Raw genomic sequence first — 26,815 nt, 5'->3', positions numbered from 1 at the left:
CTATACATTTATGCATGGCAACCGATATTGGCTGGGAACTCTACCGCTCGTTTTTAGGCGTATTGCAGGAAGGCTCGCTGTCCGGCGCCGCCCGTGCGCTGGGCGTGGCCCAGCCGACGGTGGGTCGGCACATCGCCGCGCTGGAAAAGGCCTTGAAGCTGCCCTTGTTCACCCGCTCGCAGGCCGGCCTGCTGCCCACCGAGGCCGCGCTGGCCTTGCGCAGCGACGCCGAAGCCATGGCCAGCACGGCGGCCGCCCTGCAGCGCACCGCGGCCAGCCAGGGTGCAGGCGTGCGCGGCACGGTGCGCGTCACGGCCAGCGAGATCATCGGTGTGGAGGTGCTGCCGCCCATCCTGACCCGCCTGCGCGCACAGTACCCCGGGCTGAAGATCGAGCTGCTGCTGAGCAACCGAGTCCAAGACCTGCTGCACCGCGAGGCCGACATCGCCGTGCGCATGCTGCGGCCCCAGCAAGAGCTGCTGGTGGCGCGCCGCATCGGCGAGGTCGAGCTAGGCCTGCACGCCCACCAAAGCTACCTGGAGCAGCACGGCACTCCGCACAGCCTGCCCGAGCTAGCGCAGCACGCGCTGATCGGCTTCGACACCGAAACCCCATTCATCCGCAGCGTCGGCAAGTCCTTGCAAGGCGTATTCCAGCGCGACAACTTCGCGCTGCGCAGCGACAGCGATCTGGCGCACTGGGCACTGATCCAGGCCGGCGCCGGCATCGGCATCTGCCAAGTGGCACTGGCGCGGCGCAAGCCAGAGCTGGTGCGGCTATTGCCCAAGCAAGCCAGCCTGCCGCTGGAGACCTGGATCACCATGCACGAGAACCTGCGCCACAGCCCGCGTTGCCGCGTCACCTTCGACGCGCTAGTCGAGGGGCTGCAGCAACACATCGCGTAGAGTAGTGCATCCTTCTATGACGGGAGCCCCCATGAACCAAGAGCTGTTTGACCAAGGTCTGAAAACCCGCCGCGAGGTGCTGGGCGCCGAGTATGTGGACGCCGCCATCCAGAACGCCGACGACTTCAACCGCGACATGCAGGAGCTGGTCACCCAGTACGCCTGGGGCGACATCTGGAACCGCCCGGGCCTGGACCGCAAGACCCGCAGCCTGCTGAACCTGGCCATGCTGACCGCGCTGAACCGCCCGCACGAGCTCAAGCTGCACCTGCGCGGCGCGCTGACCAATGGCGTCAGCAAGGACGAGATCAAGGAGGTGTTTCTGCAAACCGCCGTCTACTGCGGTGCGCCTGCGGCCATAGACAGCTTCCGCACCGCCAAGGAAGTTTTCAAGGAACTGGGCGTTTAGGCAGCACGGCCTTATGCATAAAAATAGCCTCCAGCGCAGGTATTACATGCGCAAGCAGCTACTCTTTTAATAGCTTATCCGGCATGCACCACCACCAGCCAGGCGGTGGCCTCGCCCTTGCCCAGGTTGCGGATGGCATGCGGCCGGTCCACCGCATAGCGGGCGGTTTCCCCAGGCTTCAGGCGCTGGCGCTCGTCGCCCGACACGACCTCCAAAGCCCCCGTCAGCACGGTGAGATGCTCGCGCGTGCCAGCCTCGTGCGCCTGCGACTCCAACACGCCCCCGGCTTGTAAAGACAGCGCATACCACTCAAACTGGCCTGCCAACTCGATAGGACCCAGGATGCGCAGCTCACACGCCCCATCCGGATTGCGCAGCGATGGCGTGGCATGCGCCGGCACCACGGTGATGGCCGGCTCGGGCGGAGGCGGCGCGGCCCCCAGCAAGTCGCCCAGGGGCACGCCCAGCGCATTCGCCAGGCGCCAGACCACGGCCACCGTGGGGTTGGCCTGGGCGCGCTCGATTTGCGACAGCATGGACTTGGACACCCCGGCCTTGCGCGACAAGGCATCCAGCGACAAGGCCTGGGCCTGGCGCAGCGCGGCCAGGGTCTCGCCTACGCGGGGCGGCTCGGCGCTGGCCGCAACTGCCGGTGCCGGGGTGGTTTTGGAAGAACGTTGCACCATGGTTTTGGAAGAAGATTAATCCACTATATTGATTTTTTGTTCGATATACAGCACAATTTCAATTTACTGCACACACCATTGTGCCCGACACACACCCTACCCACCCGGAAGGATCGCCATGAGCACCACCACCGCCCCGTTTTATGCCCATCTGCAACAAGAGCTGGACGGCATCCGTGCTGCCGGTTTATACAAGTCCGAGCGGGTCATCGCCAGCGCCCAGGGCGCGCGCGTGAAAACCCTCGCGGCCGATGGCTCCGCGCGCGAGGTGCTGAACCTGTGTGCCAACAACTATCTGGGCCTGTCCAGCCACCCGGCGGTGGTGGCCGCGGCGGCAGAGGCGCTGCAAAACCGGGGTTACGGCCTGAGCTCGGTGCGCTTCATCTGCGGCACGCAAGACCTGCACAAGACGCTGGAAGCGCGGCTGTCCAAATTCCTGGGCACCGAGGACACCATCCTCTACGCGGCGGCCTTTGACGCCAACGGCGGCCTGTTCGAACCCCTGCTGGGCGAGCAGGACGCCATCATCAGCGACGCGCTGAACCACGCCTCCATCATCGACGGCATCCGCCTGTGCAAGGCCAAGCGCTACCGCTATGCGCACAACGATATGGCCGACCTGGAGCTGCAGCTGCAGCAAGCCCGCGCCGACGGCGCGCGGCATGTGCTGGTGTTCACCGACGGAGTGTTTTCCATGGACGGCACCATCGCCCAGCTGAATGTGATGCGAAAACTGTGTGACCAGTACGGTGCGCTGCTGGGCGTGGACGAATGCCATGCCAGCGGCTTCATCGGCGCAACCGGACGGGGCACGCACGAGTACCGCGGCGTGTTCGGTAAAGTGGACATCATTACCGGCACCCTGGGCAAGGCGCTGGGCGGAGCCTCCGGCGGCTTCACCAGCGCGCGGCGCGAAGTCATTGAGCTGCTGCGCCAGCGCTCGCGGCCGTATCTGTTCTCCAACACCGTGGCGCCCAGCATCGTGGGCGCATCGATCGCGGTGCTGGATTTACTCGAGGCCTCCACCGATTTGCGTGACACCCTGGCTGACAATACCGCCTACTTCCGCAGCGCAATAGCCCAGGCCGGGTTCGACATCAAGCCAGGTGAACACCCCATCGTGCCCATCATGGTCTATGACGCCGTGGTGGCGCAAAAGCTGGCCGCGCGGCTGCTGGAGCTAGGCGTGTACGTGGTGGGCTTTTTCTTTCCCGTGGTCCCCCGGGAGCAGGCGCGCATTCGCGTACAGCTCAGTGCGGCACACACCCGGGCCGACCTGGAACGCGCCGTAGCAGCCTTCATCCAGGCCGGGCGCGAATTAACTCTGATTCAATAAAAGGAACTTGATGGATACCCGGATTCTCATCGTCGGCGCCAACGGACAAATCGGCACCGAACTGGCCCAGGCTCTGGTGCAACGCCACGGCAAGGAGGCCGTGGTGACCAGCGATCTGGCACCACTGGGCCGCCTGCCCAGCGTACACCACGAAACGCTGGACGCCACCGAGAACGGCGCCCTCACCGAAGTGGTGGAGCGCAACCACATCACCCAGGTCTACCTGCTGGCCGCCGCCCTGTCGGCACGCGGTGAGCAGCACCCCCAATGGGCCTGGGACCTGAACATGAAAAGCCTGCTGAACGTGCTGGAGCTGGCGCGCACGCACAAGCTGCACAAGGTGTTCTGGCCCAGCTCGATCGCCGCTTTCGGCCCCAGCACCCCGCGTGACAACACGCCACAGCACACGGTGATGGACCCGAGCACGGTCTACGGCATCTCCAAGCTGGCAGGTGAAGGCTGGTGCAACTGGTACTACCGCAACCACGGTGTGGACGTGCGCAGCCTGCGCTACCCGGGCCTGATCAGCTGGAAGACCGCACCAGGCGGCGGCACCACCGACTATGCGGTGGAGATCTTCCACGCTGCTTTGAAGCACGGTCGCTACACCAGCTTCCTGGCCGCCGACACCGCCCTGCCCATGATGTACATGCCCGACGCCATCCGCGCCACGCTGGAACTGATGGAAGCTCCGGCGGAAAAAATACGTGAGCGCGGCTCCTACAACCTGGGCGGCATCAGCTTCACCCCCGCCCAGATCGCCGAGGCGATTGCCCGCTACGTGCCCGGCTTCAGCCTGGACTGCGTACCCGACTACCGCCAAGCGATAGCCGACAGCTGGCCGCGTTCCATCAACGACCAGGCCGCACGTAGCGACTGGAGTTGGAAGGCGGAATACGATCTGGATGCGATGGTGCAGGACATGCTGAAAAACCTGCGGCCGCTGGCTGAACGCCGTTAACTTAACCCTGCATTCTCAAGGCAAGCGCAGCGAAGCCCCCTCCAGAGAACCCGCGGAACCGGCTTCGCCGGGCCGCTGGGTTCGCCCCCTGCAAGGGGGTTGGCGTAGCGACACGAAGTGCGCGCAGCCTGGGGGTGAGCCTAGTCCCTTCCGTAATCGTCCTGCAAGCGCACGATGTCGTCCTCACCCAGGTAGCTGCCGTACTGCACTTCCATGATTTCCACCGGGCCTGTGGTCTTGTTCGCCAGGCGGTGCACTTCACCGATGGCAATGTCCACATGCTGGCCAGGCTGCAACTCGACCACCTTGTCGCCCACCGTGACGATGGCGGTACCCACCACCACCACCCAGTGCTCGGCGCGCTGATGGTGCTTTTGCAGGCTCAGCTGCTGGCCGGGGTGCACGCCAATGCGTTTGACCTTGTGGCCAGGAGCCTCGTGCATGTTTTCATACCAGCCCCAGGGGCGCTCGGTACGTTCGATGGAAACGGTACGTGTAGAAGTATTCATGGGTATGGCGATGCTCTCTGCACTGTGTAAAGTAAAGCTGGCAAGCACTAGATAGTAACCCTTAGCCGCCGCCTACCCCATCGCATCCAACAGCCTGAAACACCAAGCACAAAAACAAGCACTAACGCAATAAATTCCTGCACATACAGCTATCTATTCAATAGCAAATAGCACCAAGAATTACCCGTTACAGGTAGCAAACTAATACACCCTGTAACACCTTCCCCGGCAGCACAGCGGCTTCAGTACAGGGTCTCGACCTCGCTGGCCAGCAGATAGCCCGCACCCCGCTCCGTCACGATGAGCTGCGGGTTGGCGGCGTCCAGCTCCACCTTGATGCGCAGGCGGCGGATTTGCACATCGATGGTCCGGTCATACACCTCGGCCTCGTGCAGGCGCGACATGGACAGCAGTTGGTCGCGCGACAGCACACGTTGCGGTGCACGGCACAGCGCGGACAGCAGGCTGAATTCGCCATTCGACAGCTCCACCGAATCCCCGCCCGGTGCCACCAGGCGCCGGGTGCGCAGGTTCAGCTCCCAGCCGGCAAAGCGGAATGCGCGGCGGCTGTTGTCGCGTTCCGGCAAAGTGGCTTGCACCTGGTAGCGGCGCAGCACCGCACGCACCCGCGCCAGCAGCTCGCGCGGGCTGAAGGGCTTGGTCACGTAGTCGTCGGCCCCCAGCTCCAGCCCCATGACGCGGTCGGCCTCCTCGGCGCGGCCGGTCAGCAGGATGATGGGAATGGTGGCGCGCTCGCGCAGGGTGCGGGCCAGCTGCATGCCGTCTTCGCCTGGCAGCTTCAGGTCCAGCAGCACCAGGTCGATGGCTTCGCGGTCCACCATCTCGAACAGCTCCCGACCCGAGGCACCGGCACTGACGCGCAAATCGTTGTCCCCCAGGTATTCCACCACCAGCTCACGGATGTTGGGATCGTCGTCGATCACTAGAATGTGCGGGGCAGTCGATGTTTGCATAAATCAGTAGATGGAAATCTTTACAGAGTATCCGGGATTATGGCCAGCACCGCCCACAGGAGTTTCCATCAGATGCAAGAGACCGACACCACCCGCAAAGCCATAGCGCCGCGTATCTGGGCCTGGGCACTGGGCCTGGGCTTGCCGCTACTACTGGTGGCGGGCGTCGCGCTATGGCATTTGCGCAGCGAAACCATAGACAGCCAGACGCGGGAGTTGAACACCTTGTCGCTAGCCCTGAGCGACGAAATGCACCGCACGCTGCAAGGCATCCAAAGCGGCATGCATGCCATGCAGGACGAATTGCGCTACAACCGCATACCGCTTACCGGCGCCGATGCCGAAGAGGCGCTGCGCACCCGCACCGAGCTAATGACCATGGTGCGCTCGCTCTGGCTGGTCAGCCACGATGGACGGGTGCTGGCGGCGTCCACCGATATGCCGCTGCCGGAGCAGCCCGATTTTTCTCCGCCCTTGAACAAACTGGATACCGAGACGACCGCAATCGGCCGCTCTCATCCCGAGCAGAACCGCACCACCACGGCCGTCACGCTGGCCGCGCAGTTCACCACTCCGCAGCACCATGGCTGGATTTATGCAGCCCTGCCATCGAATGCCCTGCTGGGCGCTTTCACCGTGGCGTCCCAGGCGCCAGACGCCCATATGTCCGTGTTCCGCCAGGATGGCGTGCTGCTGGCTGCATCCTATGTACGGCAATCGTCATTGAGTGAGCAAGAGATTGCCCAGCGCCTGGCCAACCACCAACGCACAGCCGTCCACGAATTCCCGGACGGGCGCAAGTATCTGGTGGCCTTGCGGCGCCTGCCCAACTATGGGCTGGACGTGGTTATCACCCGGGATCTGGACGTCATATTGGCCCCATGGCGCGACACCGTGAAAATCACCCTGGCCAGTATTGTGCTGCTGCTTGCCATCATGGGCATCGCGGTGTTTCTGGTGGAGCGCGCCGACCAACGCCGCATTGCCGCCCAGCAGGCTTTGCAGGCCCAGGTGTCGCGTGCCAGCAAGCTGGAGTCGCTAGGCGTGATGGCCGGCAGCGTAGCGCACGACTTCAACAATGCGCTGGCGGCCATTGTCGGCTTCGGCGAAATGGCGCAGGACGCGGCCGCGCCCGGCAGCGCCCAGGCCCGTCACATCGACAAGGTGTTGCAAGCCGCTTTGCGCGGCAAGTCGCTGGTAGAACGCATCCTGTCATTTGGTCGCGGGGGCGGCTGCACCTCCACCGTGTTCGAACTCGAACCCATCATTGAAGAAGTGCTGACCCTGCTGGCCGCTACGCTGCGCCCGGGCGTTGTGCTGCAGCGCGGCCTGGAGGCACATGGTGCCCTGCTGCGCGGTGACCCGACCCAGGCCTTCGAGGCCGTGATGAACCTGTGCACCAACGCCATCCAGGCCATGCCCCACGGCGGCATGGTCAGTGTGCAGCTGGTGCGCAAGACCGTCACTCTGCCCCAGGTGCTGTCCCATACCCAGCTGCCTGCTGGCAACTACTTGGCTTTGACGGTGTCCGACCAGGGTAAGGGCATCAGTCCAGAGGTGATGGAGCGCCTGTTCGAACCCTTCTTCACCACCCGCAGCGCAGACTCCGGCACCGGCCTGGGGCTAGCCGTGGTGCATGGCGTCGTGGCGGAATTCAACGGTGCTATCGACGTGAAAAGCAAACCCCTGCAGGGCGCCCGCTTCACGCTGTACCTTCCGGAATGCACCGATGTGCTGGCCAGCGCCACGCCCTTACTGCCGTCCGCCCCCTGCGGTGCAGGGCAGACGCTGCTGGTGGTGGACGACGAGCCAGGCCTGGTTGCCATGGCCGAAGAAATACTCGGGAACCTGGGCTACCGCACGGTAGGGTTTACCGACCCGATGGCCGCGCTGCAAGCCCTGCGCGACGGGCCGGAACGTTTCTCGGCCGTGATGACCGACGAAGTCATGCCAACGCTGACCGGCATCCAGCTCACCGATGCTGTGCGCCAATTCGCGCCCCAGCTGCCCATCCTGATGGTCAGCGGCTACGGCGGTGCACTGCTGGCCCAGAGAGCCACCGAGGCCGGTGTATCCCGGCTGTTGACCAAACCGCTGCAACGCGCCGATCTGGCCCGCGCCTTGTCGGAGCTGGTGCGCTAACGAAAAAGGGCTTGTCGATCAGCCATGCCGGCTGATCGACAAGCCCTCATGAATAGCGCTCAGTTGGCTCAGTTGGCTCAGTTGGAATTGAAATTGATATCACGTTGGTCTACCGACGCAACCTTGCCGTCAGCACTGAAGTCCACCTCAAACAAGGTCGCATTTGAGCCCTGCACTCGGTACTCCCATGTGGGGCCCGGCTCATTGCCATAGCGCATTACGCGTTCGGGTTGGCCCAGGGCCTGCTGCACCGACGCGGCGTCCATGCCGACCTTGATCTGGGTTTCGTCCTGCTGGCCCACCGTGAAACCCGTGGCGGCCTGAGCGGCTGCCACGCCGAACAGCAAACCTGCGGCCAAAAGTGTGCGGGATGTCCAGGAATTGAATGTGCGTTGCATGATGGTCTACCTCTTATACGGATGGGAAGCTATGCGGGTCTCACGCCATTCCAGCCCTGGAACAACGTGCCTGCAACGCCATGGTGCAAGCATGCTTTCGCACACGCATGACAGCACATCCATTTGCGCGTGACAGATGCAATCGCTTCTGTAAGTAGGTGTTAGCCCTGGGTTAAGCCCAGATAAACACCAGATGAAGCACAGTGAAGATTACATCTGTCATAGAGCCAGCGGGTCACGTCATCAAGTCGTAGGGGCGTGGCGAGAAGATCATGGAACTGCAGAAGCACCTCAACCTGTGACTGCAGCCAAGGAACCACCATGACCACCCTACTCCATCGCCGAATCGCAGTGCTCGCCCTCGTTGCGGGTCCGCTGCTCTTGATGACCAGCCTGCCTGCAGCCGCAGGCACCACCGACACAGCACTGGGCTGCGCCGTGGAGTCGGCCCTGTCCGCCAGGATGGGCAACGAAGCCAAGGATCTCAGCGCAACGGTGCACAACAGCGATGTCACGCTGCATGGTTGGACCCAACGCCCGCAGCAGGAGGCAAAGGCCCGTGCCATCGCCAGCCAGGTCGCGGGTGTGGGCAATGTGTATAGCCGCATCCGCGTCTTCTCGTCGCGCGACTAGCACCGCCCGCATTCCACGGACCACCTGAAAGCACAGCGTAATGCAGAACACCGAGCACCCCCTGGACACCCGCCCTGGCACCGATGCCCAATTGATCGTCTGTAACTCCGCAACAGACAAGTACCACAATGCCTTGCAACGCCTGCGCGATTGGTGGCGCCTGCCGGGCACAGGCCATGCGCCAACCAAGCCAACGCTGCGGCTGCATGTAGACGACCTGCAAGGCAAGCGGGTGGCCACCGTGGCCGACGCCGGCCCGCAACTGGTGCTGGACCTTCCCGCCGGCACCTACCAGGTGACGGCCATCTTGGGTGAGGTCTGCCGCGGCTATACGTTGACGCTACGGCCAGGCGACGCATTCAACCTGCAACTGTGCCACGCGCTGCGAAGCTGAATATCTACCGCCACCAGCATGGCGATGCACAACCCACAGGCTCATGTTGCAGTGCAAAAACAGGGTTAATTCGTAACAAATGGTTAAGTCGCCTTTACGCGCTCAACCCACCGGTTCATCATGCAGACATACCGCCCAATTACGATTTTCCATGTGATACAGCCACATGAATGTGCTGCTTGTGCTCTGCGTTAAAAGCGCGGCCCGCACCAGGAAAACAGTGACCAATATGGGGACAAACACCATGCATCCACAGACATCCGCTACAGAGCCTACCGCTCTGACTACTGCCGCCCAGCTTGCCGCTTCGGACGCCGTCATCGCCGAGCTCGTCGGCCAGGTATTCGAGGCTGCACCCACACCTGAAAAGCGCCGCTTGCTGGCACACTTGATACGCCCGCTGGGCTTGCTGTCACTGGTAGCAGTGGCCAATGGCATCTTCGCCAAGCTACGCTTTCGCGATGGTTGGCAAGACATACAGCCACGGCTGGAAGACGTACAACAAGTGCACACCAGTGATGTTGTCGCGCTGGTGGACCATGTGCAGCAAGTCAGCGTGGAGGCGGTGGACAGCCTGGCCCATCTGCTGAAAACTTCACCTGTCGTAACCGGCTCCGCCGCCGCAGCGGTGCTGATCACCATCTTGTTGCAAAGGGCCAATGCCCGGCGCAGCAAAACGGCGCAAACCGACATTGACGACCTCTACGTGGCCTGAGCCCGACGCCCAAAATACGCACAGAAAATGAGCCTCTAGTACAGGTTGCGCCTGCGCAGGCAGCTATCCAATCTCTAGCGAAAAATGGGGGGGGGGCAGATCAGGCCAGCGGCATGTACTGCTCGGCCAGGCTGGCGTACAAGGCGCCGCCCAACGGCAAGATGGCGTCGTTGAAGTCATAGCGGCTGTTATGTAGCGCGCAGCTACCCGGCCCGTTTTCCGTGCCCTGGCCTATGCGCATATAGGCACCGGGCTTGACCTGCAGCATGAACGAGAAATCCTCCGAACCCATGCTGGGGTCCAGATCGCGCACCAGTTGGGCAGCGCCCACCAAGTCCTCGGCAACCCGCATTGCAAACAACGCTTCACTGCGCGAATTCACCGTGGGCGGGTACAGCCGCTCATAGTGCACCGAGGCGGTTGCGCCAAAACCCAGGGCGACAGCGCTGCACAGCTCAGTGATGCGCCGCTCTATCAGGTCCTGCACGGCCGGGTTGAAGGTGCGCACCGTGCCTACCAGCGTGGCCTTGCCAGGCACCACGCTCATGGCGCCCAGGTCGCCGGCCTGCACCGCACAGATGCTGACCACGCCACTGTCTATCGCCCGGATATTGCGCGACACCACGCTTTGCAGCGCGGTGATGGTGTGCGCAGCCACTAGCACCGGGTCGATATTCTGGTAGGGATGGGCGCCGTGACCGCCACGGCCGGTGATCTCAATTGTCACCCGGTCCGAGGCCGCCATCATCGGGCCCGGATTCAGGCCGATGGAGCCAGGTCGCATATGCGGCCAGTTGTGCATGCCAAATACCGCCTGGACCGGGAAGCGGTCGAACAAACCGTCCTGGATCATGGCCTTGGCGCCCGCGTAACCCTCTTCACCAGGCTGGAAGATCAGCGCCACCGTGCCATCGAAATTGCGCGTTTCCGCCAGGTAACGCGCCGCCCCCACCAGCATGGTGGTGTGGCCGTCATGGCCGCAACCATGCATCAGGCCGGTCTTGGCCGACTTCCAGGCCAGATCGCTCGTTTCGGTCATGGGCAGCGCGTCCATGTCGGCCCGCAGGCCCACAATTTTGTCGCTGCCGGCCTTGCCGTTGCGCCCGTGGATGACGCCCACCACGCCGGTCTTGCCTATGCCGGTATGCACCTCGTCCACACCGCACAACTCCAAAGCCTGCTGGACCCGGGCCGCCGTGTAGACCTCTTCAAAACCCAGCTCGGGGTGGGCATGCAGGTCGCGGCGCAAGGCCGTGAGCTCGGGGTGAAACTGGGTGATGTGCGCAAAAGCGCGGCCATTGGCTTGGAGCAAAGAGGTGGGCATATGCGGCGTGAAACAGTGTTCTGCAAGAACGTTCTTAGAACTGTACAAGCTTTGCCCCAACCCTTCGCCCTTGTGTGTCAAAAGCCGCGCAGATCGTCCACTGCTTGCAACAGCGGGCCCCGCCGTATCAAACCCAAAGTTTGACCAACGACGTCCACATCGTTGTCAAAGCCGCCATGGCTGGCCGGCACCTGCTGTAAAGGCGTCTTGCCGTCGGCTTGCAAAGCCGTGGTGACCTTGTCGCGGTCCAGTATCTGCAAACGACCATCCCGCTGCAGACCCGCCTGGACCACCGCGCGCCGCCAGTCCTTGAGCGCATCGCCGGTGCTGGCGCTGCCATCCCAGCCGTTGTAGTCCTCCTGGTAGACGTTCTCCATGCCCAGGATGGGCGTGCGCAAATCCACCTCCAGCGCGTTCGACACAAAGTACAAGAGGGACTTGCGATAGATGGACGCCACGTTGTCGTTGCGCTCCACCCTATCGGACAACACGCTCAGGTGCAGCCGGGCCATCACTGCCGGGTCCATGGCGTAATGCTTGTTGGCAAAGGCCACGGTGCACGCCGGGGCGTACAGATGGATGGAACTGATGGCGGGCGTGGGCACGCCTCGGCCGGCCAAGGCCGTGAGCATATGGCCCAGGATGATGGAGCCGGCTGAATGACCCATGAGGTGGATCTCCAGTTTGTCGCCCCAGGTGGCCATCAACTTCTGCAGCGCTTTGATCAGCAACTCGCCACCGCGCCCGGCGCCAAAGGCCAGCTCGGCGTTTTCCTTCATCTCGCTCCAGATGGGCCGGGCCAGGGGCCGGCCTATGGTCTTCTCGATCGCCAGATCGGTCTTGTCGGTAATCCACTCGGCCAGGCCGCCGGCCAATGTGGGCTGCTTGTGAAACGCATCGCTGACGATGCCGCCAATCGATTCGCGCAGCCCCGTCTTCCACACCAGAAACAACGGGTAGCAGCCGTTACCCACAAAGTGCCGCCCCATGGCGCGAGCGCGTTGAATAGCGTCGCCCTCGCTGTTCAGGCCGCCGTGGGCGTAGAGCACCAGGCGCTTGACATCGCCACTGGCCGGGCTGCGAAACCATTGGTCCGGCAGATCACATACCTGGTGGCCCAGGGTGCGGCTGAGTTCGTCTTCGGTCAGGTAGCGCTTGACGCGGCCATCATTGCCCAGCACCACGCTGTGCTGGTAGGCCTGGTCTTCGCTCCACCACTGGCTGGTATTGGCATCACCCACCGCGGCGCTGGCCTGCGAGGCCACCACGCTGACACGCCCCACCACCACACCCGGCACACCCATGGCCACCACCCAGGCATCCATACCATTGGCCAGCCAGTCGGCATAGCCGATCACCCCGAAGCCGCCCATACCCCAGCCCTTACCCCAGGAGTTCTGCACCACAAAACCCTGGTTGTTGAAGCCCACCAGCGCGAAGGCATGGCCGTTGTCTTCCGACGGCCGTCCGTTGAACGGAATCAGCGGAATATCGGCATGGCCCTTGGGGTTCTTTTTGCGTGCCGGCAGGCTGTGCCAGCCTTCGTGGGTGAAAGCCGATACATACACCGCCCCCACCGCCTGGATCGCCGCCTGCAAGTCGGTGATGGACTTCAGGTCGATGCGGTAGTACACGCCCAGCGTGGTCTGCACCGCCTTCTTCGCATAGCCGTAGCGCGGCTGCTCCTGCGTGTAGGGCCAGTCCTCGGCCATGCATACGCCGTGGTTGAACCAGCCCTTCAACGCGCCGCGGCAGCTGGAGCCGCTATAGTTTTCGCCAGCATATTCGTCGTATCGCCGCGCAAAGTTGTACAGCATGCGCGGGCTGACCGACGCCATCTGGGCCGGGCTATTGGCCTTGCGCCAGCGCAGATAATTGACCACGCAGGCCAGGCCGAAACCGGTGCAGGAGCCCTCGCCGCCCTGGTCCAGGATCAGGCCGGCCTGGGTGTAGGCAGGTAAAAAGCGGCGTATGGCGTCGTCGCTGGGGTACGCATCGTCCAAGCCCAGCGGCGGCGGTTGGTAAGGTCGGTCACACAGGTCCGGCGGGTCCTTGCGTACGGTCAGCTGGCGCGGCACCGGTGCTGCCTTGGCCTTGGTGCTCTTGCTCCGTTTAACCGGCGCGCCCGCCTTGGCCGCCACAGCCTCCACAGGCCAGACCTTGTCGGCCAGCACGAACACATCCTTGAACCGGTCCAGACCGTGCGCTCCGCCGTTGACCAGCTTGCGCGCCACCGCGTAGCCGCCCGTGGCCAGGGTCTGGCGCATGGCGTCGGCCTTGTCGGCAATGAAACGGGCCAGCAACAGGGCCGCCACCTCGGACGCATTCGCCAGGTCCGGGTTGGCAGCCAAGTCAAAGCCCAGGGCCTTGCCGTAGTTTTGGTAATTGCTGCGCCCAGTCAGCTGCACAAAACCGCGGCCCTTGAAGCGCGCGCCATCGCCGGGCTGGGTATTGCCCAGCGCCTTGCGTCCGTCGTACAGGCCAAACGGCATGCCGCCGGGCGCGGTATTGAACTGCGACACGAACTCGGAAATCGGCAGAAAGCCCTCGGTCTCTGCACGGATGGTGCCCAGTGCAGCACAGATGATGGGCCGGTCCGTCAGGCCCAGCGCGCCCAAGGCCGCCACCACATAGGGCAGGTAGCGGGCGATATTGGCGGGCTTGGTCGCTGGAAAGAGCTGGCGTACGGCGTCCGGTGTCAGTGCCAACTCCATCGCCGGGGCCTTGGCCAGACCCAGCTGTAGCTGGCAGTACGGCCCCACCACACCATCGGCCACCAGGCCCACACCCGACTGCCAGCGCCGGGCCGCAGCCTCCACGTCGGCATCCACCAAGTCGGACGGAGCCCCCTTGGCCAGACTGGGAAAAGCCAGCGCATCGCTGCCCAACACCGCAACCAGCGCCTTGCGCAAGGCCGGAATCTCCGGCCCCTGGTAACCCCGAACCCAAAGCATGCCCATGGTGTGCTCCTCTCGACAGAGGGTGTGTCGGGCATGCATTGTGAACCCGCCACAGCGCAAAGAACATCCCTTATTTGCGGGATGGACCCAGTGCTTCAATGCCCCGGGCTGGCGCGCATGCGGTTCACATCCAGTTCGGTCACGCCCTGCGCCTGGTTACCCCAGGCGCTGCGGATATGCGTCAGCACAGCGGCAATGTCGCTGTCGTCCAGCACCAGCACAAAGGGCGGCATGCCGAAGGGACGCGGGTTGCCGGCAGTGGCGGGGGCAAAGCCGCCGTTCAGCACGGTCTGCACCAGATTCGCCGTGCTGGCCATGGTGACAGCGCGGTTGCCCGCCAGTGCCGGATACGCGCCGGCCACACCCTGGCCTTGCGCACCATGGCATTGGGCGCAGTGCTTGTCGTACAGCTGCGCGCCGCGCTCCAGCATGCGGCCAGGGGTGGGCGACAGGTCGCGCAGTGGCGGCGCGGCCGTGGTCTGCGGCAGGGCCTGCAAATAGGTGGCGACCGCACCCAGGTCGGCTACCGACCAGTACTGCGTGCTCTGCAGCACCACCTCGGCCATGGGGCCTTGCACCAGTGCGCCCGGGGCCATTCCGGTCTGCAGCAGGCGCACCACGTCTTCGCGCGGCCAGCCAGCCACGCCGGCCTCATGTGCCGAGGTCAGTGCGGGTGCGTACCAATTCTGCATGGGGATCAAGCCGCCGGCCAGGTCCAGCTCGCCGCTGCTGGCGCCCAGCGCATTACGCGCCGTGTGGCAAGCGCCACAGTGGCCCAGGCCGCGCACCAGATAGGCACCCCGGTTCCATTCGGCCGACTGCTGCGGCTCGGGCTGCTGCACACCCGGCTGAAAGTACAGCGCCCGCCACACCGCCAGCGCTGGCTGGGTGCTGAAGGGCCAGCGCAGCGCATGCGGCGTGGTGGCCTGTGCGGTGGCCGGCAAACTCTGCAGATAGGTGTACAGCGCGTCGGAGTCGGCGCGTGTCACCGCCGTGTAGCTGGTGTACGGAAAGGCCGGGTACAGCAGCCGCCCGTCCTTGGATCGACCGTTGTGCAGTGCACGCCAGAAGTCGCTAGCCGACCAGCGGCCTATGCCGGTTGCAGCATCCGGCGTGAGGTTGCTGCTGTAGACCGTGCCAAACGGCGTGTCTATGCCGCGCCCACCGGCATAGGGCGTGCCGCCACGCGTGGTGTGGCAGGTCGCGCAATTGCTCAGGCGCGCCAGGTAGGCGCCACGCTGCAGCAACTCGGGCGTGACCGTGGGTGCGGCGGATGCATCGTCAGATTCATCGCGCACGTTCAAGGCCCACACCAGGGCGCACAGAGCCAGGGCAGCCAGCAGTCCGAAGGTGATCTTCTTCATGGCGCGGGTGCACTTCCGCAAACGATGGTCTTGACGCCTGGCAAGAGTGCAGGCAAAGCGGCCACCGCGTGGGTATTGGCGGGCAGCGGCTGCGCGGCCAGCCAGGCGGTGACGGCGGACACATCTTCCGGCGGCAGCTTGCGCGCCACGTCGCCCATGCAGTCGGGCGCATGGGCGCGGCGCTGGCCGGTGCGCCAGGCGCCCAGCTGGGCATTCAGGTAGTCGCGCGGCAGACCCAGCAGACCGGGGATATTGGGCGCCACGCCGGTCAGCGCAGCGCCGTGGCATTGGGCACAGGCGGGTATCTGCCGGGCGGGGTCGCCTTGACTGACTAGTTGTTGGCCTCGGCGCAGTTGCTCAGCAGGGGCACTGCTGGGCTGGGGCGCGGGGTATGGCAAGTCCAAGGCTGCAAAGTACTGGGCAATTTCCATCAGATAGGCATCGCTCAGCGGGTCCACCATTTGCGTCATCAGGCCGTAGTGGCGCCGGTTGTCGCGAAAGTTCAGCAGCTGGTGGTACAGATAGCCGGCCGGCTTGCCGGCGATGCGCGGGTAGTAGCCGTCGCTGGCTGCCCGGCCCTCTTTGCCATGGCAGGCCACGCAGGCCAGGGTGCGCTGGGCCATGCTGTCCTCAAACACGGGCGGCGCGGCCAGGCAGGTGCCAGCGGCCCACAGCAAGGGCAAGACAAGGGTGCGCAGAATAGTTTTCACAGTGGCGGAATCATGCCGGACTTGCCACGCCAGGGACAGCAGCAGTTGGCGTTTAAAAAACCATACCAGATGCCAAAAATGCAAAAATCTACGGATCAGTTGGAATCAACATGAAACGTTACGAACAGCTGGCCGAGCTGCTGGCCGCCGACATTCGCTCTGGCCTGCGCGCGCCGGGCAGCCGCATGCCGTCCATCCGCACTCTGACGGCGCAGCACGGCATCAGCCCGTCTACCGCCTTCCAGGCCTATTACCGCCTGGAAGAAAAAGGCCTGGTGCGGGCGCGTGAGCGCTCCGGCTACTTTGTGACGGCCGCCACCAGCCTGCCGCCCGCACCCACGGCCCGCACCGTCCCGTCGCCCGCGCGGGTTGCAGCCAAGGTGGACATCAGCGAGCTGGTATTTGCGGTGTTGGACGCGGCGCAGCAGCGCGACATCGTGCCGCTGGGTTCGGCCTTCCCCTCGCCCGAGCTGTTTCCGCTCCAACGCCTGGCCCAGTCCTTGACCGCCGGCAACCGCCAGACGCAACCCTGGCAAACCGTGCAGCACCTGCCGCAGGGCAGCGCCCACCTGCGCCAGCAGATTGCGCAGCGCTACCTGGCCCTGGGCATGGTGCGGCCGGCCGAAGAGCTCATCGTGACCAGCGGCGCGCTGGAGGCGCTGAACCTATGCCTGAGCGCCGTGGCCCAGCCCGGCGACCTCGTGGCGGTGGAGTCGCCCGGCTTCTACGCCAGCCTGCAGGCGCTGGAGCGGCTGAAAATGCGCGCGCTAGAAATCCCGGTACACCCGCAGCACGGCCTAGACCTGGACGCACTGGAGCAGGCCTTAAAGCGCCACCCGGTGAAGGCCTGCTGGTTCATGACCAGCTTCCAGAATCCCACCGGTGCCAGCCTGTCTGCGGCGAACAAGCAGCGCCTGGTGGCGCTGCTGGCCAGCCGCCAGATCCCGCTTATAGAGGACGATGTGTACGGCGAGCTGTACTTCGGCCACCAGGCACCGCTGCCCGCCAAGGCCTATGACCAACAGGGCCTGGTGATGCACTGCAGCTCGTTCAGCAAAACCCTGGCGCCCGGCTACCGCGTGGGCTGGGTGGCACCCGGCCGCTTCGGCCAGCGCATACAGCGGCTGAAGCTGATGACCACGCTGGGCGCCAGCCTGCCGGCCCAGGCCGCGCTGGCCGACTATCTGCAGCGCGGCGGCTACGACAAGCACCTGCGCCGGCTGCGCCACACGCTGGAGTCGCAGCACGCCAGCCTGGTCGCGGCAATAGCCCGCCACTTCCCCGCGGATGTGCAGCTATCGCAGCCGGACGGTGGGTATTTTGTGTGGCTCACTTTTGCACCCGGCTTCGACACCCTGGCGCTGCACCAGCAGGCGCTGGCCAAGGGCATAGGCATCGCGCCAGGGCCGATCTTCTCCGCACGCCAGGGCCTGCGCCACTGCATACGGCTGAACTACGGCCACCCCTGGGATGCGCGCATGGAAGCCGCCATGGCCACGCTGGGTGCGCTGGCACGCGCGCAAGACATTTATAAGAAATAGGCCGCCAGCGCAGGTAATACCTGCGCAAGAAGCTACTTATTTAATAGCAATCAGCGCTATGCCAGCCGCAGGTCCAGGGTCTGCCCGTCTTCCGGCAGATGCACCCGCAGACCTTGCGCGCTGGCCTCTGCCCGCAGATGCTCCGGCACCTGCTGCAAGGCATGCAGACCGCGCAGCACCAGCACGGCCGACCAGAGCTGGCCCTGCCAGCGCAGGTGCAGGTGCTGGCCGTCGCGGCGCACATACATCTGCAATGCGGCGTTGCCTTGGGCATCGGGCACCCGCACGCTGCTGGTCTGGCCGTCGGCCAGCTCGAACAGGTGCAGTTCCAGGCCATCGCGGTAGTCATAGTCGGGCCGGTCGTTGCGCGCACCCAGGGCCAGCAGGCTGCCGGGGCGTACGTACAGCGGCAGGCTCAGCATGCCGTGCCTCTCATGGCGCCAGCGGCCGCCGTCCACCACCTCGCCGGTGAACAAGTGGGTCCAGCGGCCCTCAGGCAGGTACACGTCCACCTCGGAATCACTGCGCAGCACGGGCGCCACCAGCAGCTGGCTGCCCAGCAGGTACTGGCGGTCCAGGCTGTGGGTGTTCAGGTCCTGCGGAAACTCCAGCAGCAGCGGCCGCACCATGGGCGTGCCGTGGTCGCGGGCCTGCACGGCGGCGTCCCACAGATAGGGCATGAGGCGGCACTTCCACTGCGTGAAGTGGCGCAGCACGTCCACCGCCTCTTCGTCAAACAGCCATGGCACGCGGTAGGACTTGCTGCCGTGCAGCCGGCTGTGGCTGGACAACAGGCCAAATGCGCACCAGCGCTTGTACACGTCGGCCGGCGCGGTGTTCTCGAAGCCGCCGATGTCATGGCTCCAGTAGCCAAAGCCTGACAAGCCCAGCGACAAACCGCCACGCAAGCTCTCGGCCATGGACTCGTAGTTGGAGCTGCAGTCGCCGCCCCAGTGCACCGGGAACTGCTGGCCGCCCACCGTAGCGGCGCGGGCAAACAGCACGGCCTCTGTCTCGCCCAGCTTCTCTTGCAGCACGCGGTAGACCAGTTGGTTGTAGACGAAGCTGTAGTAGTTGTGCATGCCCTGCGGGTCGGAACCATCGTGGTAGACCACGTCGGTAGGGATGCGCTCGCCAAAGTCGGTCTTGAAGCAGTCCACACCCATGTCGATCAGGCGGCGCAGGTGGTCGACATACCAGTCGCAGGCGGCGGGGTTAGTAAAGTCCACCAGGGCCTGGCCGGGCTGCCAGCGGTCCCATTGCCAGACGCTGCCATCCGGCCGGCGCAGCAGGTAGCCTTTGGCCATGCCCTCCTGGAACAAGGGCGAGGGCTGGGCGATGTAGGGGTTGATCCAGAGGCAGATCTTCAAACCGCGCTCCTTCAGCCGGGCCAGCATGCCCACCGGGTCGGGGAAGTTCTCGCGGTTCCACGCAAAGTCGCACCAGTGGAAGGCCTTCATCCAGAAGCAGTCGAAATGGAACACGTGCAGCGGCAGACCGCGCTCGGCCATGCCGTCGATGAAGTGGTTGACGGTCTCTTCGTTGTAGTCGGTGGTGAAGGATGTCGTCAGCCACAGGCCAAACGACCACTGCGGCGGCAGCGGCGGGCGGCCGGTGAGCTGGGTGTAGCGGTCCAGCACGTCCTTGGGGCCGGGCCCGTCGATGACGAAGTACTCCAGCGCCTCGCCCTCGGTGCTGAACTGCACCTTGGCGACCTTCTCCGAACCCACTTCGAAAGACACCAGGCGCGGCGTGTTGACGAACACGCCGTAGCCGCGCGAGCTGAGGTAGAACGGAATGTTCTTGTACGACTGCTCGGAGCAGGTACCGCCGTCCTGGTTCCAGATGTCCACCACCTGGCCATTGCGCACAAACGGTGTGAAGCGCTCGCCCAGGCCGTAGATGTTTTCGCCCACACCCAGGTCCAGGCGTTCGAACATGTGGACACGGCCCGTAGCCTCCTCCAGCGCCTGGCCGCCGCTGCGCAGGCCGCTGCCGGTCAGGCGCTGCGCGCCGTGGAAGAAGTCCAGCGCCCAGGGGCCGCTGCGCGGAATGCGGACCGACAGCGTGCCGCTGCTGAGCGTGGCGTGTTCAGGCCCCATCTCCACCTTGGCCGCGCTGCCCTGATCGGCATACAGAGTGAATGCCGGCTTGGCCGGGCCTCCGCCCTGGAAGTGCTCCATGCGCACGCCGATGATGCCGGGGCGCGGCGCAAACAGGCGCAGGGTGAACAGCGCCGTGTCCAGCTGGTAGGCGCGCTGCGACACGTCCTTGGGCGCAGCGTGCACCAGCAGTTCATTGCCGCGCTGCTGCACCTCGTGCACATGCACCGGGTACATTACTTGCAGGCCCTTGCGGATGAGCCAGTTACCGTCGTTGATCTTCATAAAGTTGGTTCAGAAATACGGCCTTGCCGTCACAGCGCGGCTTCGGTGGAGTGGTCAAAAACATGGACCTGGGCCGGGTCTATACCCAGCGGCACCCAGTCGCCCGGAACAAAAGAAACCCGGCCGGTCTGGGCCAGCGTGACGCTGCAACCTGCCAAGTCGAAAGTGATGAAGGTCATGCTGCCGGTGGACTCCACCGCATCCACCCGGCCCAGCAAGCTGCTGCCCTGCTGGATGTGCAGATGCTCGGGGCGCAGGCCCACCCACACCGCACGGCCTGCAGGGCGTTTGCGGTCCAGCGCCAGCACGCTGCCCGAGGCGCCGGTGATGGCCACCTGCAGGCCATCTCCGCCCACTACACCCGCTACAAAGTTCATAGCTGGTGAGCCAATGAAACCCGCCACGAAGCGGTTGCTGGGCTTGTCATACAGCTCCAGCGGCGTGCCCACCTGCTCGATACGGCCGGCGCGCATCACCACCACCTGGTCGGCCATGGTCATGGCCTCGATCTGGTCGTGCGTCACATACACCGAGGTGGCTTGCAGGCGCTGGTGCAGCTTGCGGATCTCGCTGCGCATATGCACGCGCAAGGCCGCGTCCAGGTTGGACAGAGGCTCGTCAAACAAAAACACCTTGGGCTGACGCACGATGGCCCGGCCCATGGCCACGCGCTGGCGCTGGCCGCCCGACAGCTCGCGCGGCATGCGCTGCAGCAGGGTCTGCAGGCCCAGGGTGCTGGCCACGCCGTCCAAGGCCTTGCCTATCGTCTCGGCTGTGGCCTTTTTCAGGCGCAGCGAATAGCTCATATTGCGCGCCACGTCCATATGCGGGTACAGCGCATACGACTGGAACACCATAGCCACGTCGCGTTCGCGCGGTGGCTTGTGGTTGACCACCGCGCCATCGATGCGCAACGTGCCAGCGGTAATGTCCTCCAGCCCGGCAATGGTGCGCAGCAGTGTGGACTTGCCGCAGCCCGAGGGCCCCACCAGCGCCACAAAGCTGCCGCGTGCAATGTTGAGGTCAATCTCGCGCAGGATGGCGGTACTGCCAAAGGCCTTCACCAGGCCCTGGATTTCGATGGTATTCATGGGGAACCTACTTGAGTGCGCCAGCCGTCAGGCCGCTGACAATGCGCCGCTGCAGCAGCATGAAGGTGATGAGAATCGGCGTGGTGTAGATGGCCGCGTAGGTCATGATGCCGACCCAGTCGGTCTTGGTATCACCCACAAAAGCCGCCAGCGCCACGGTGGTAGTGGTGTACTTGTCGTCCAGGATCAGCGAGCGCGAAAACACATATTCGCCCAGGGTCTGCAAGAAGACCAGGATGCCGGTGACCAGCACGCTGTTGCGTACCAGCGGCAGCACCACGTGGATGAAGGCCTGGCGCGGCGTGGCGCCGTCTACCAGCGCAGCCTCCCGCAGCTCGCGCGGCACCTGTACAAAGGCCGAGCGCATCAGCACCATGTAGAAAGGCAGGGTCTTGCTGATCTGCGCCAGCGTGACCGACAGGCGCGGAAAGCCCAGCAGGCCCAGCTCCTGGAAGGCCGCGAAGATGGGCGTCACCATCAGCGCCGGCGGCAGGGCCTGCAGCACCAGCACGCTGAACAGCGCCGTCTCTATCCAGCGGCTGCGCGCCTGGGCCAGCGCATAGGCCGCGCCGGTGCCCAGCAGCACCGTGGCCGCCGTCACGCCGCTGGCGATCACCAGCGAATTCCACAGGTTGCGGCCCATGGCGTAGTCGTGGAACACGCGGGCAATATTCGACTGCGCGGCCTCCGGCCAGAAGGTCGGCGGCAGGCGGAACAGCTCGGGGTTGCTCTTGAACGCCGTGATGAACATCCAGTACAGCGGAAACAGGTACAGCGCGGTCAGTGCCAGCGCCAGGCAGAACAGCAGCTTGCGTCGCATCGCCACCTCTTACACCAGCCGCTCGCGGCGGGTGGCGCGTACATAGACCACCGCCGTGGCCACCACCACAACCAGCATCAGCGAAGCAATGGCACTGCCCGATGCGACCTCGAAGGTCTGGAACGACAGCTGCCACGACCAGTGCTGCGCCAGCTGCGACGCATTCGCCGGGCCGCCCTGGGTCAGGGCCGCCACCAGGTCAAACTGCTGGATGGTCATGATCACACCCAGCGCAATCACCGCGCCCAGTGTGGAGGCCATCATCGGCAAGGTGATGGAGGTAAAACGCTGCCAGGCATTCGCGCCGTCCAGCTCGGCGGCCTCGTACAGGTCGCGCGGAATCTGCGCCAGCCCGGCCGACAGCAGCAGCATATTGAAGGGCACGCCCAGCCACACATTGGCGATGATGATGGCGTACAGCGCATAGCGCGCGTCCGATAGCCAGTAAATGGATTCATGCACCAGGCCCAGCTGCAGCAGCACGTGGTTGAGCACGCCGTAGTCGCCCGCGAACAGCAGCTTCCAGACCACGCCGGCCACCAGGCCGGGCATGATCCAGCCGGCCAGGAACAGACCGCGCATCACCGTGGCGCCCAGAAACGCCTCCTGGAACAGCAGGGCCAGGCCAAAGCCCAGCACCACCTGGAACAACAGCGACAGCGCGATGAACAGCCCCGTGTTCAGCCACACGCCGCGCGCCTCTGGGCGCTGCAGCACGTCTATGTAGTTGTCCAGCCCCACCCAGGGCCGCGACCACCAAGCACCCGGCGCCATGGCATCCACCTCCTGGAAAGACATCAGCAGGTTGTAGAACAGTGGAATGCCGGCAAACACCAGCAGATAGGCTAGGCCCAGCACCAGCAGCCATTGCTCGAAGCTGCCGTAGCTGCGCGGGGTCCGGTGCAGGGCGCCATCCCCGCGGCCAGGCCGCAGGAATGGCAGGGCCATCACGCTCTTAGTTTTTGCTGACACGCTGCACCTGGGCGGCGGCCGCCGCCATCGCGGTCTTGGCATCGGACTGGTGGGTCAACACCTGTTGCATGGCGCCCGAAATCGCCTTGGAAATCTGCGGCCATTCGGGGTTGGGGCCGCGCGGGCGGGCGTACTTCATCTGCTCGGCAAAAGCCTGGTAGGCCTGCGGCCATTTCGGGTCTTTGGACACCGCATCCGAGGTGGCGGGCAGGATGCCGAAGTCATTCCAGTTGCGCCCCTGCTGCGAGATCACGTATTCCAGGAATCGGAAGGCCGCCTTGGGGTTGGCCGCCGTCTTGGGGATCACATAGCTTTGCTCGCCCAGGGCGGAGGTGCGTGGGCTGTCGGCCTTCTCGCCCGGCAGCAAGGCCACGCGCCACTTGAACTTGGCGTTCTTGTCGATGCCCGGAATCTCCCAGGGACCGGACACCACCATCGCCGCGTTGCCGTTGACAAAGGTGGCGGTGGAGTCGGACTGGCCGCGATTCAGCGTGTCGCGCGAGGCCAACTTTTCGTCCAGCAGCTTTTGCCAGAACTCTACCGCGCGGATGGCGCCGGGGCTGTTCAGCTTGTCCCAGTCGGCGCCGGTGCTCTGGATATAGGGCAGGAACTGGAAGGTGCCCTCCTCGTTGCCGCGCGCCGAGAAGGCAAAGCCGTAGATGTTTTTGGCCGGGTTGTTCAGCTTGGCTGCAGCGTCATGCAGCTCGGCCCAGGTGCGCGGTGGCTTGTCGGGGTCCAGGCCGGCTTCGCGGAACATATCGTCGTTGATGTACAGCGCAATGGTGTTGGCGCCGCGCGGTATGCCGACCAGCTTGCCCTTCCAGCTGGAGTTCAGCCGGGGGCCGGGGAAGATCTTGTCGGCGTTGATGACCTTGGACTGCTTGACCATGTCGTCCAGCTCCAGCAGCGCCTTCTTGGCTGCGAAGAAGGCGACGTTCGGGTTGTCTATGGGCATGATGTCCGGCCCGGTGCCGGAGCGGATGGCGCGCAAGGCCTCGTCGTTCACATCAGAGAACGCGACGCGGCGCACCTCGATGGTCAGGTCCGGGTTCTTGGCCTGGAACTCCTTCACCATGGCTTCGGTGTAGTTGTCCTGCTCGCCAAAGCTCCATATCTTCAGGGTCTCGGCCTGGGCGGCGCTGATGCCGATGCTGAGTGCGGCTATGGCCGCGGTAGCCCATTGCAGGGCAAATCGTCGATGCATGGTTTTGTCTCCTTGTAGTTGGCACATCCAGGCGGGTTGCCCGGCCTGCGGTGGCACAGCGGCTGGGCGCCCAGCGCCCGCGTCCTTGCACCACGTCGTTCTTATCGCCCGTTGTTTCCTTCAATACTTTGACTTGCATCACCGGAAACGTTTACGGAAACATATTATTCAATGCTCGAACTAAGTACGTCAAGCTGGGAAATCCCATGAAAACCCTTGGTCTGCCATGCACGACACGCAAAGCAGCGCGGCAGCAAACCCCAGCACTACGCCAGGTTATCGAGATATACGTAACATAGTCGTTTCATATATCGGAGTACAGCAACGTGGGCCTCGTCAAAATCTCGGAACCTATGCACGACAACCTGCGGGTTGCCAGCGCCGCCTTGGGCCGTTCCATCAACGCGCAGGCGGAACACTGGATGCGCATCGGCATGATGGGCGAACTGAACCCCGAGCTGAAATACGGCGAGCTGTGCCGGCTGCTGATCCAGGACGAAATCCGCGCCGATGCGCAGGTAATGGAGCTCCCCCGAAAGGCCCAGGCATGAAGGGCGAAACCGTCACCATCCGCCCGCCAGCGGAAGTTGCCCTCGCCCGCCGCGCTGGCCATCTGGCCGCCGAGGTGCTGCGCATGATTGGCGAGCACGTGCAGGCCGGCGTGACCACCGACGCGCTGGACAAGCTATGCCATGAATACATCGTGAATGTGCTGGAGGCCATACCCGCCAACATCGGCTACCACGGCTACCCCAAGACGCTATGCACCTCGATCAACCACGTGATCTGCCACGGCATCCCTGGGCCCAAGGTGCTCAAACGCGGTGACATCATCAATATCGACGTGGCCATCATCAAGGACGGCTGGTTTGGCGACTGCAGCCGCATGTACTTTGTAGGCGAACCCAGCCCGCTGGCAAAGCGCCTGGTGGACACCACCTATGAGGCCATGCGCGCCGGCATTCTGCAGGTCAAGCCCGGCGCCACCTTGGGCGATGTCGGCCATGCGATCCAGACCGTCGCCCACCGCGAGAACTTCAGCGTGGTGCGGGAATACTGCGGCCATGGCATAGGCCAGATCTACCACGACACGCCCCAGGTGCTGCACTACGGCCGGCGTGGCGAAGGGCTGAAACTGGAGGCCGGCATGATCTTCACCATCGAGCCCATGGTCAACGCCGGGCGGCGCGAAACCAAGGAGCTGCCCGACGGCTGGACGGTGGTCACCAAAGACCACTCGCTGTCCGCCCAGTGGGAGCATATGGTCGCGGTGACCGAAACCGGCTTCGAAGTCTTGACGCCCTGGCCCGAAGGCTACGGCAGCTACCCTGCCATCGCCTAAGCCACGGTATTAGCCAGCAACGTCGCTGCCGCCCTGCAGGATGTTCAGCGGCCACAGCTGCTGGAAACCGGCCGCCGGCGTATCCGCATCGGCCGCCGCCATGCGCACCAGCAGCGCCTCGGCTAGGCGCGCACCCAAGGGGCGCAGGTCTACCGAGAAGCCGCTGAGCCGGGGCGACAGATACTGCGCTAGCTCACCCGTCAGCACACCGCCAAAAATCGCCATGTCCCGGCCCGGCTGCAAGCCGCGCTCGTGCAGGCCGCCGTAGGCACCGATGGCCATGCAGTCGCTTTGCAGAATCACGGCGGTGGGCGGCTCGGGCAAGGCCAGTAGGCGGTGTATTTCGCGGTGGCCACCGCGTTCGGAAAGCTCTTCACGGCCAACCAGGCCGTTGGCCACCACCAGGCCGTGGCGGCGCATGGCGCTGCGGTAGCCCTTGCGCATCAAATGGCCTTGCATGGCATCGTCTTGCGGCGTGCACAGCGCAATGCGCTGGTGGCCCCGCGCCACCAGGCTGCCCACCACCTGGGCCACGCCCAGTTCAAAGTCCAGGTCCATCCAGGCATGTTCACCGCCCGAGTTGCTGCGGCCCAGCGCCACGTACGGGAAGCCTTGCGCAGCGATGTAGTCCAGGCGCTCGTCCTTGCGGCGCGTGCCGGCCAGCACCAGGCCGTCCACCAGGCGCCGCTCGACCACGCGCTTGAGGCGCGCCAGCTCGTCCGCGTCGTCACGGTTCTGGAACAACACCAGCTCCAGGTCTTCGGAGGCAATGCGGGTCTGTATGCCTTCGGCCAGGGTCAGGAACAATGACCAGGTGTAGTTTTCATGGCTGCTTTTGGGCGGCAACATCAGGCCGATGGTGTTGTGCCGACCCTTGCGCAGGCTGCGGCCCGACTGGTTGGGCGCATAGGCGCGGGCCTGGGCGGCGACTTGCACGCGCAAGCGGGTCTGGGCGCTGACTTCGGGGTGGTTGTTCAGCGCCCGCGACACCGTGGCAATGGACAGGCCCAGGTCCTGGGCCAGGCTTTTGATACCCAT

The 26,815-nt window shown here is 64.5% G+C and carries 25 protein-coding genes; 11 read left to right on the top strand and 14 right to left on the bottom strand.

The features are described 5' to 3' along the window. The first annotated feature begins 14 nt into the window (after positions 1-14). Complete coding sequence (locus AC07R0_RS05330; RefSeq protein WP_495104074.1) at positions 15-905, top strand: LysR family transcriptional regulator; 891 nt, start codon at positions 15-17, stop codon at positions 903-905. A 31-nt stretch (positions 906-936) separates the two neighbouring features. Then, on the top strand, positions 937-1,314 hold the full coding sequence (gene pcaC / locus AC07R0_RS05325; RefSeq protein ID WP_116604149.1) for a 4-carboxymuconolactone decarboxylase: 378 nt from the start codon (positions 937-939) through the stop codon (positions 1,312-1,314). 74 nt (positions 1,315-1,388) lie between these two features. On the opposite strand, the gene AC07R0_RS05320 is transcribed toward pcaC, so the two are convergent. After that, on the bottom strand, positions 1,389-2,000 hold the full coding sequence (locus tag AC07R0_RS05320; protein ID WP_495075968.1) for a helix-turn-helix domain-containing protein: 612 nt from the start codon (positions 1,998-2,000) through the stop codon (positions 1,389-1,391). Between the two features lie 118 nt (positions 2,001-2,118). Between AC07R0_RS05320 and kbl the strand changes: the two genes are divergently transcribed. Next, complete coding sequence (gene kbl, locus AC07R0_RS05315; RefSeq protein WP_495104073.1) at positions 2,119-3,336, top strand: glycine C-acetyltransferase; 1,218 nt, start codon at positions 2,119-2,121, stop codon at positions 3,334-3,336. Between the two features lie 10 nt (positions 3,337-3,346). Beyond that, complete coding sequence (locus AC07R0_RS05310; RefSeq protein WP_495104072.1) at positions 3,347-4,297, top strand: NAD-dependent epimerase/dehydratase family protein; 951 nt, start codon at positions 3,347-3,349, stop codon at positions 4,295-4,297. 140 nt (positions 4,298-4,437) lie between these two features. Here AC07R0_RS05310 and AC07R0_RS05305 read toward each other — a convergent pair whose 3' ends face one another. Both AC07R0_RS05305 and AC07R0_RS05300 read right to left on the bottom strand, forming a co-directional pair. Further along, positions 4,438-4,806, bottom strand: a complete 369-nt coding sequence (locus AC07R0_RS05305; protein ID WP_495104071.1) for a phosphomannose isomerase type II C-terminal cupin domain — start codon at positions 4,804-4,806, stop codon at positions 4,438-4,440. A gap of 242 nt (positions 4,807-5,048) precedes the next feature. Beyond that, positions 5,049-5,780 (bottom strand): response regulator, encoded by a 732-nt coding sequence (locus AC07R0_RS05300; protein ID WP_495075972.1) that lies wholly within the window; start codon positions 5,778-5,780, stop codon positions 5,049-5,051. A gap of 72 nt (positions 5,781-5,852) precedes the next feature. On the opposite strand from AC07R0_RS05300, the gene AC07R0_RS05295 reads away from it, so the two are divergent. Next, entirely contained in the window at positions 5,853-7,922 is a 2,070-nt protein-coding gene (locus tag AC07R0_RS05295) for an ATP-binding protein (RefSeq protein ID WP_495104070.1), read from the top strand. A gap of 77 nt (positions 7,923-7,999) precedes the next feature. On the opposite strand, the gene AC07R0_RS05290 is transcribed toward AC07R0_RS05295, so the two are convergent. Then, on the bottom strand, positions 8,000-8,320 hold the full coding sequence (locus tag AC07R0_RS05290) for a hypothetical protein (protein WP_495104069.1): 321 nt from the start codon (positions 8,318-8,320) through the stop codon (positions 8,000-8,002). 321 nt (positions 8,321-8,641) lie between these two features. On the opposite strand from AC07R0_RS05290, the gene AC07R0_RS05285 reads away from it, so the two are divergent. The 3 genes from AC07R0_RS05285 to AC07R0_RS05275 all read left to right on the top strand — a co-directional run bounded on the left by AC07R0_RS05285 (position 8,642) and on the right by AC07R0_RS05275 (position 10,062). After that, a complete protein-coding gene (locus AC07R0_RS05285; protein ID WP_495104068.1) occupies positions 8,642-8,953 on the top strand; it encodes a BON domain-containing protein in 312 nt (103 codons plus the stop codon). A gap of 40 nt (positions 8,954-8,993) precedes the next feature. Continuing rightward, on the top strand, positions 8,994-9,347 hold the full coding sequence (locus AC07R0_RS05280) for a hypothetical protein (RefSeq protein WP_495104067.1): 354 nt from the start codon (positions 8,994-8,996) through the stop codon (positions 9,345-9,347). Between the two features lie 244 nt (positions 9,348-9,591). Further along, complete coding sequence (locus tag AC07R0_RS05275) at positions 9,592-10,062, top strand: hypothetical protein (RefSeq protein ID WP_495104066.1); 471 nt, start codon at positions 9,592-9,594, stop codon at positions 10,060-10,062. Positions 10,063-10,162: 100 nt separating this feature from the next. Here AC07R0_RS05275 and AC07R0_RS05270 read toward each other — a convergent pair whose 3' ends face one another. The 4 genes from AC07R0_RS05270 to AC07R0_RS05255 all read right to left on the bottom strand — a co-directional run bounded on the left by AC07R0_RS05270 (position 10,163) and on the right by AC07R0_RS05255 (position 16,420). After that, positions 10,163-11,386 (bottom strand): M20 aminoacylase family protein, encoded by a 1,224-nt coding sequence (locus AC07R0_RS05270; protein WP_495075978.1) that lies wholly within the window; start codon positions 11,384-11,386, stop codon positions 10,163-10,165. A gap of 77 nt (positions 11,387-11,463) precedes the next feature. After that, positions 11,464-14,346, bottom strand: coding sequence for a C1 family peptidase (locus tag AC07R0_RS05265; protein WP_495104065.1), 2,883 nt, complete (start codon positions 14,344-14,346; stop codon positions 11,464-11,466). A gap of 95 nt (positions 14,347-14,441) precedes the next feature. Next, positions 14,442-15,710 (bottom strand): c-type cytochrome, encoded by a 1,269-nt coding sequence (locus AC07R0_RS05260; protein ID WP_495104064.1) that lies wholly within the window; start codon positions 15,708-15,710, stop codon positions 14,442-14,444. Next, a complete protein-coding gene (locus tag AC07R0_RS05255) occupies positions 15,707-16,420 on the bottom strand; it encodes a c-type cytochrome (protein WP_495104063.1) in 714 nt (237 codons plus the stop codon). The genes AC07R0_RS05260 and AC07R0_RS05255 overlap by 4 nt, the downstream gene beginning before the upstream one ends. A gap of 110 nt (positions 16,421-16,530) precedes the next feature. On the opposite strand from AC07R0_RS05255, the gene AC07R0_RS05250 reads away from it, so the two are divergent. Continuing rightward, positions 16,531-17,961: an aminotransferase-like domain-containing protein gene (locus tag AC07R0_RS05250; RefSeq protein WP_495104062.1), complete on the top strand. Its 1,431-nt coding sequence runs from the start codon at positions 16,531-16,533 to the stop codon at positions 17,959-17,961. A gap of 56 nt (positions 17,962-18,017) precedes the next feature. On the opposite strand, the gene yicI is transcribed toward AC07R0_RS05250, so the two are convergent. From yicI to AC07R0_RS05225, 5 genes are read right to left on the bottom strand one after another with little or no spacing between them, the layout of a single operon-like run. Next, a complete protein-coding gene (yicI, locus tag AC07R0_RS05245) occupies positions 18,018-20,348 on the bottom strand; it encodes an alpha-xylosidase (protein WP_495104061.1) in 2,331 nt (776 codons plus the stop codon). A gap of 29 nt (positions 20,349-20,377) precedes the next feature. Further along, a complete protein-coding gene (locus tag AC07R0_RS05240; protein WP_495104060.1) occupies positions 20,378-21,439 on the bottom strand; it encodes an ABC transporter ATP-binding protein in 1,062 nt (353 codons plus the stop codon). A 7-nt stretch (positions 21,440-21,446) separates the two neighbouring features. Further along, positions 21,447-22,259, bottom strand: coding sequence for a carbohydrate ABC transporter permease (locus AC07R0_RS05235; protein ID WP_495104059.1), 813 nt, complete (start codon positions 22,257-22,259; stop codon positions 21,447-21,449). A 9-nt stretch (positions 22,260-22,268) separates the two neighbouring features. Beyond that, entirely contained in the window at positions 22,269-23,207 is a 939-nt protein-coding gene (locus AC07R0_RS05230; RefSeq protein WP_495104058.1) for a carbohydrate ABC transporter permease, read from the bottom strand. Positions 23,208-23,214: 7 nt separating this feature from the next. Next, entirely contained in the window at positions 23,215-24,435 is a 1,221-nt protein-coding gene (locus AC07R0_RS05225) for an ABC transporter substrate-binding protein (protein ID WP_495104057.1), read from the bottom strand. Positions 24,436-24,761: 326 nt separating this feature from the next. Between AC07R0_RS05225 and AC07R0_RS05220 the strand changes: the two genes are divergently transcribed. Together AC07R0_RS05220 and map are read left to right on the top strand one after the other, a co-directional pair. Next, the gene (locus AC07R0_RS05220; RefSeq protein ID WP_495075988.1) at positions 24,762-24,986 is read left to right on the top strand and encodes a ParD-like family protein; all 225 of its coding nucleotides are present in this window, start codon (positions 24,762-24,764) and stop codon (positions 24,984-24,986) included. Continuing rightward, positions 24,983-25,777 (top strand): type I methionyl aminopeptidase, encoded by a 795-nt coding sequence (gene map, locus AC07R0_RS05215; protein ID WP_495104056.1) that lies wholly within the window; start codon positions 24,983-24,985, stop codon positions 25,775-25,777. The genes AC07R0_RS05220 and map overlap by 4 nt, the downstream gene beginning before the upstream one ends. 9 nt (positions 25,778-25,786) lie before the next feature. Here map and AC07R0_RS05210 read toward each other — a convergent pair whose 3' ends face one another. Further along, entirely contained in the window at positions 25,787-26,815 is a 1,029-nt protein-coding gene (locus tag AC07R0_RS05210; protein WP_495104055.1) for a LacI family DNA-binding transcriptional regulator, read from the bottom strand.

The sequence above is a fragment of the Rhodoferax sp. GW821-FHT07F03 genome, from assembly GCF_059418745.1.
The sequence above is the reverse complement of the archived record's forward strand: the minus strand, read 5'-3'. Positions and strand labels throughout refer to the sequence as shown.

What these genes read in the sequence shown, in the direction of transcription:
- AC07R0_RS05330 (WP_495104074.1), top strand. Translation starts at nt 15, where the DNA reads ATGGCAACCGATATTGGCTGGGAACTCTACCGCTCGTTTTTAGGCGTA.
- pcaC (WP_116604149.1), top strand. Translation starts at nt 937, where the DNA reads ATGAACCAAGAGCTGTTTGACCAAGGTCTGAAAACCCGCCGCGAGGTG.
- AC07R0_RS05320 (WP_495075968.1), bottom strand. Translation starts at nt 2,000, where the DNA reads ATGGTGCAACGTTCTTCCAAAACCACCCCGGCACCGGCAGTTGCGGCC.
- kbl (WP_495104073.1), top strand. Translation starts at nt 2,119, where the DNA reads ATGAGCACCACCACCGCCCCGTTTTATGCCCATCTGCAACAAGAGCTG.
- AC07R0_RS05310 (WP_495104072.1), top strand. Translation starts at nt 3,347, where the DNA reads ATGGATACCCGGATTCTCATCGTCGGCGCCAACGGACAAATCGGCACC.
- AC07R0_RS05305 (WP_495104071.1), bottom strand. Translation starts at nt 4,806, where the DNA reads ATGAATACTTCTACACGTACCGTTTCCATCGAACGTACCGAGCGCCCC.
- AC07R0_RS05300 (WP_495075972.1), bottom strand. Translation starts at nt 5,780, where the DNA reads ATGCAAACATCGACTGCCCCGCACATTCTAGTGATCGACGACGATCCC.
- AC07R0_RS05295 (WP_495104070.1), top strand. Translation starts at nt 5,853, where the DNA reads ATGCAAGAGACCGACACCACCCGCAAAGCCATAGCGCCGCGTATCTGG.
- AC07R0_RS05290 (WP_495104069.1), bottom strand. Translation starts at nt 8,320, where the DNA reads ATGCAACGCACATTCAATTCCTGGACATCCCGCACACTTTTGGCCGCA.
- AC07R0_RS05285 (WP_495104068.1), top strand. Translation starts at nt 8,642, where the DNA reads ATGACCACCCTACTCCATCGCCGAATCGCAGTGCTCGCCCTCGTTGCG.
- AC07R0_RS05280 (WP_495104067.1), top strand. Translation starts at nt 8,994, where the DNA reads ATGCAGAACACCGAGCACCCCCTGGACACCCGCCCTGGCACCGATGCC.
- AC07R0_RS05275 (WP_495104066.1), top strand. Translation starts at nt 9,592, where the DNA reads ATGCATCCACAGACATCCGCTACAGAGCCTACCGCTCTGACTACTGCC.
- AC07R0_RS05270 (WP_495075978.1), bottom strand. Translation starts at nt 11,386, where the DNA reads ATGCCCACCTCTTTGCTCCAAGCCAATGGCCGCGCTTTTGCGCACATC.
- AC07R0_RS05265 (WP_495104065.1), bottom strand. Translation starts at nt 14,346, where the DNA reads ATGGGCATGCTTTGGGTTCGGGGTTACCAGGGGCCGGAGATTCCGGCC.
- AC07R0_RS05260 (WP_495104064.1), bottom strand. Translation starts at nt 15,710, where the DNA reads ATGAAGAAGATCACCTTCGGACTGCTGGCTGCCCTGGCTCTGTGCGCC.
- AC07R0_RS05250 (WP_495104062.1), top strand. Translation starts at nt 16,531, where the DNA reads ATGAAACGTTACGAACAGCTGGCCGAGCTGCTGGCCGCCGACATTCGC.
- yicI (WP_495104061.1), bottom strand. Translation starts at nt 20,348, where the DNA reads ATGAAGATCAACGACGGTAACTGGCTCATCCGCAAGGGCCTGCAAGTA.
- AC07R0_RS05240 (WP_495104060.1), bottom strand. Translation starts at nt 21,439, where the DNA reads ATGAATACCATCGAAATCCAGGGCCTGGTGAAGGCCTTTGGCAGTACC.
- AC07R0_RS05235 (WP_495104059.1), bottom strand. Translation starts at nt 22,259, where the DNA reads ATGCGACGCAAGCTGCTGTTCTGCCTGGCGCTGGCACTGACCGCGCTG.
- AC07R0_RS05230 (WP_495104058.1), bottom strand. Translation starts at nt 23,207, where the DNA reads ATGGCCCTGCCATTCCTGCGGCCTGGCCGCGGGGATGGCGCCCTGCAC.
- AC07R0_RS05225 (WP_495104057.1), bottom strand. Translation starts at nt 24,435, where the DNA reads ATGCATCGACGATTTGCCCTGCAATGGGCTACCGCGGCCATAGCCGCA.
- map (WP_495104056.1), top strand. Translation starts at nt 24,983, where the DNA reads ATGAAGGGCGAAACCGTCACCATCCGCCCGCCAGCGGAAGTTGCCCTC.
- AC07R0_RS05210 (WP_495104055.1), bottom strand. Translation starts at nt 26,815, where the DNA reads ATGGGTATCAAAAGCCTGGCCCAGGACCTGGGCCTGTCCATTGCCACG.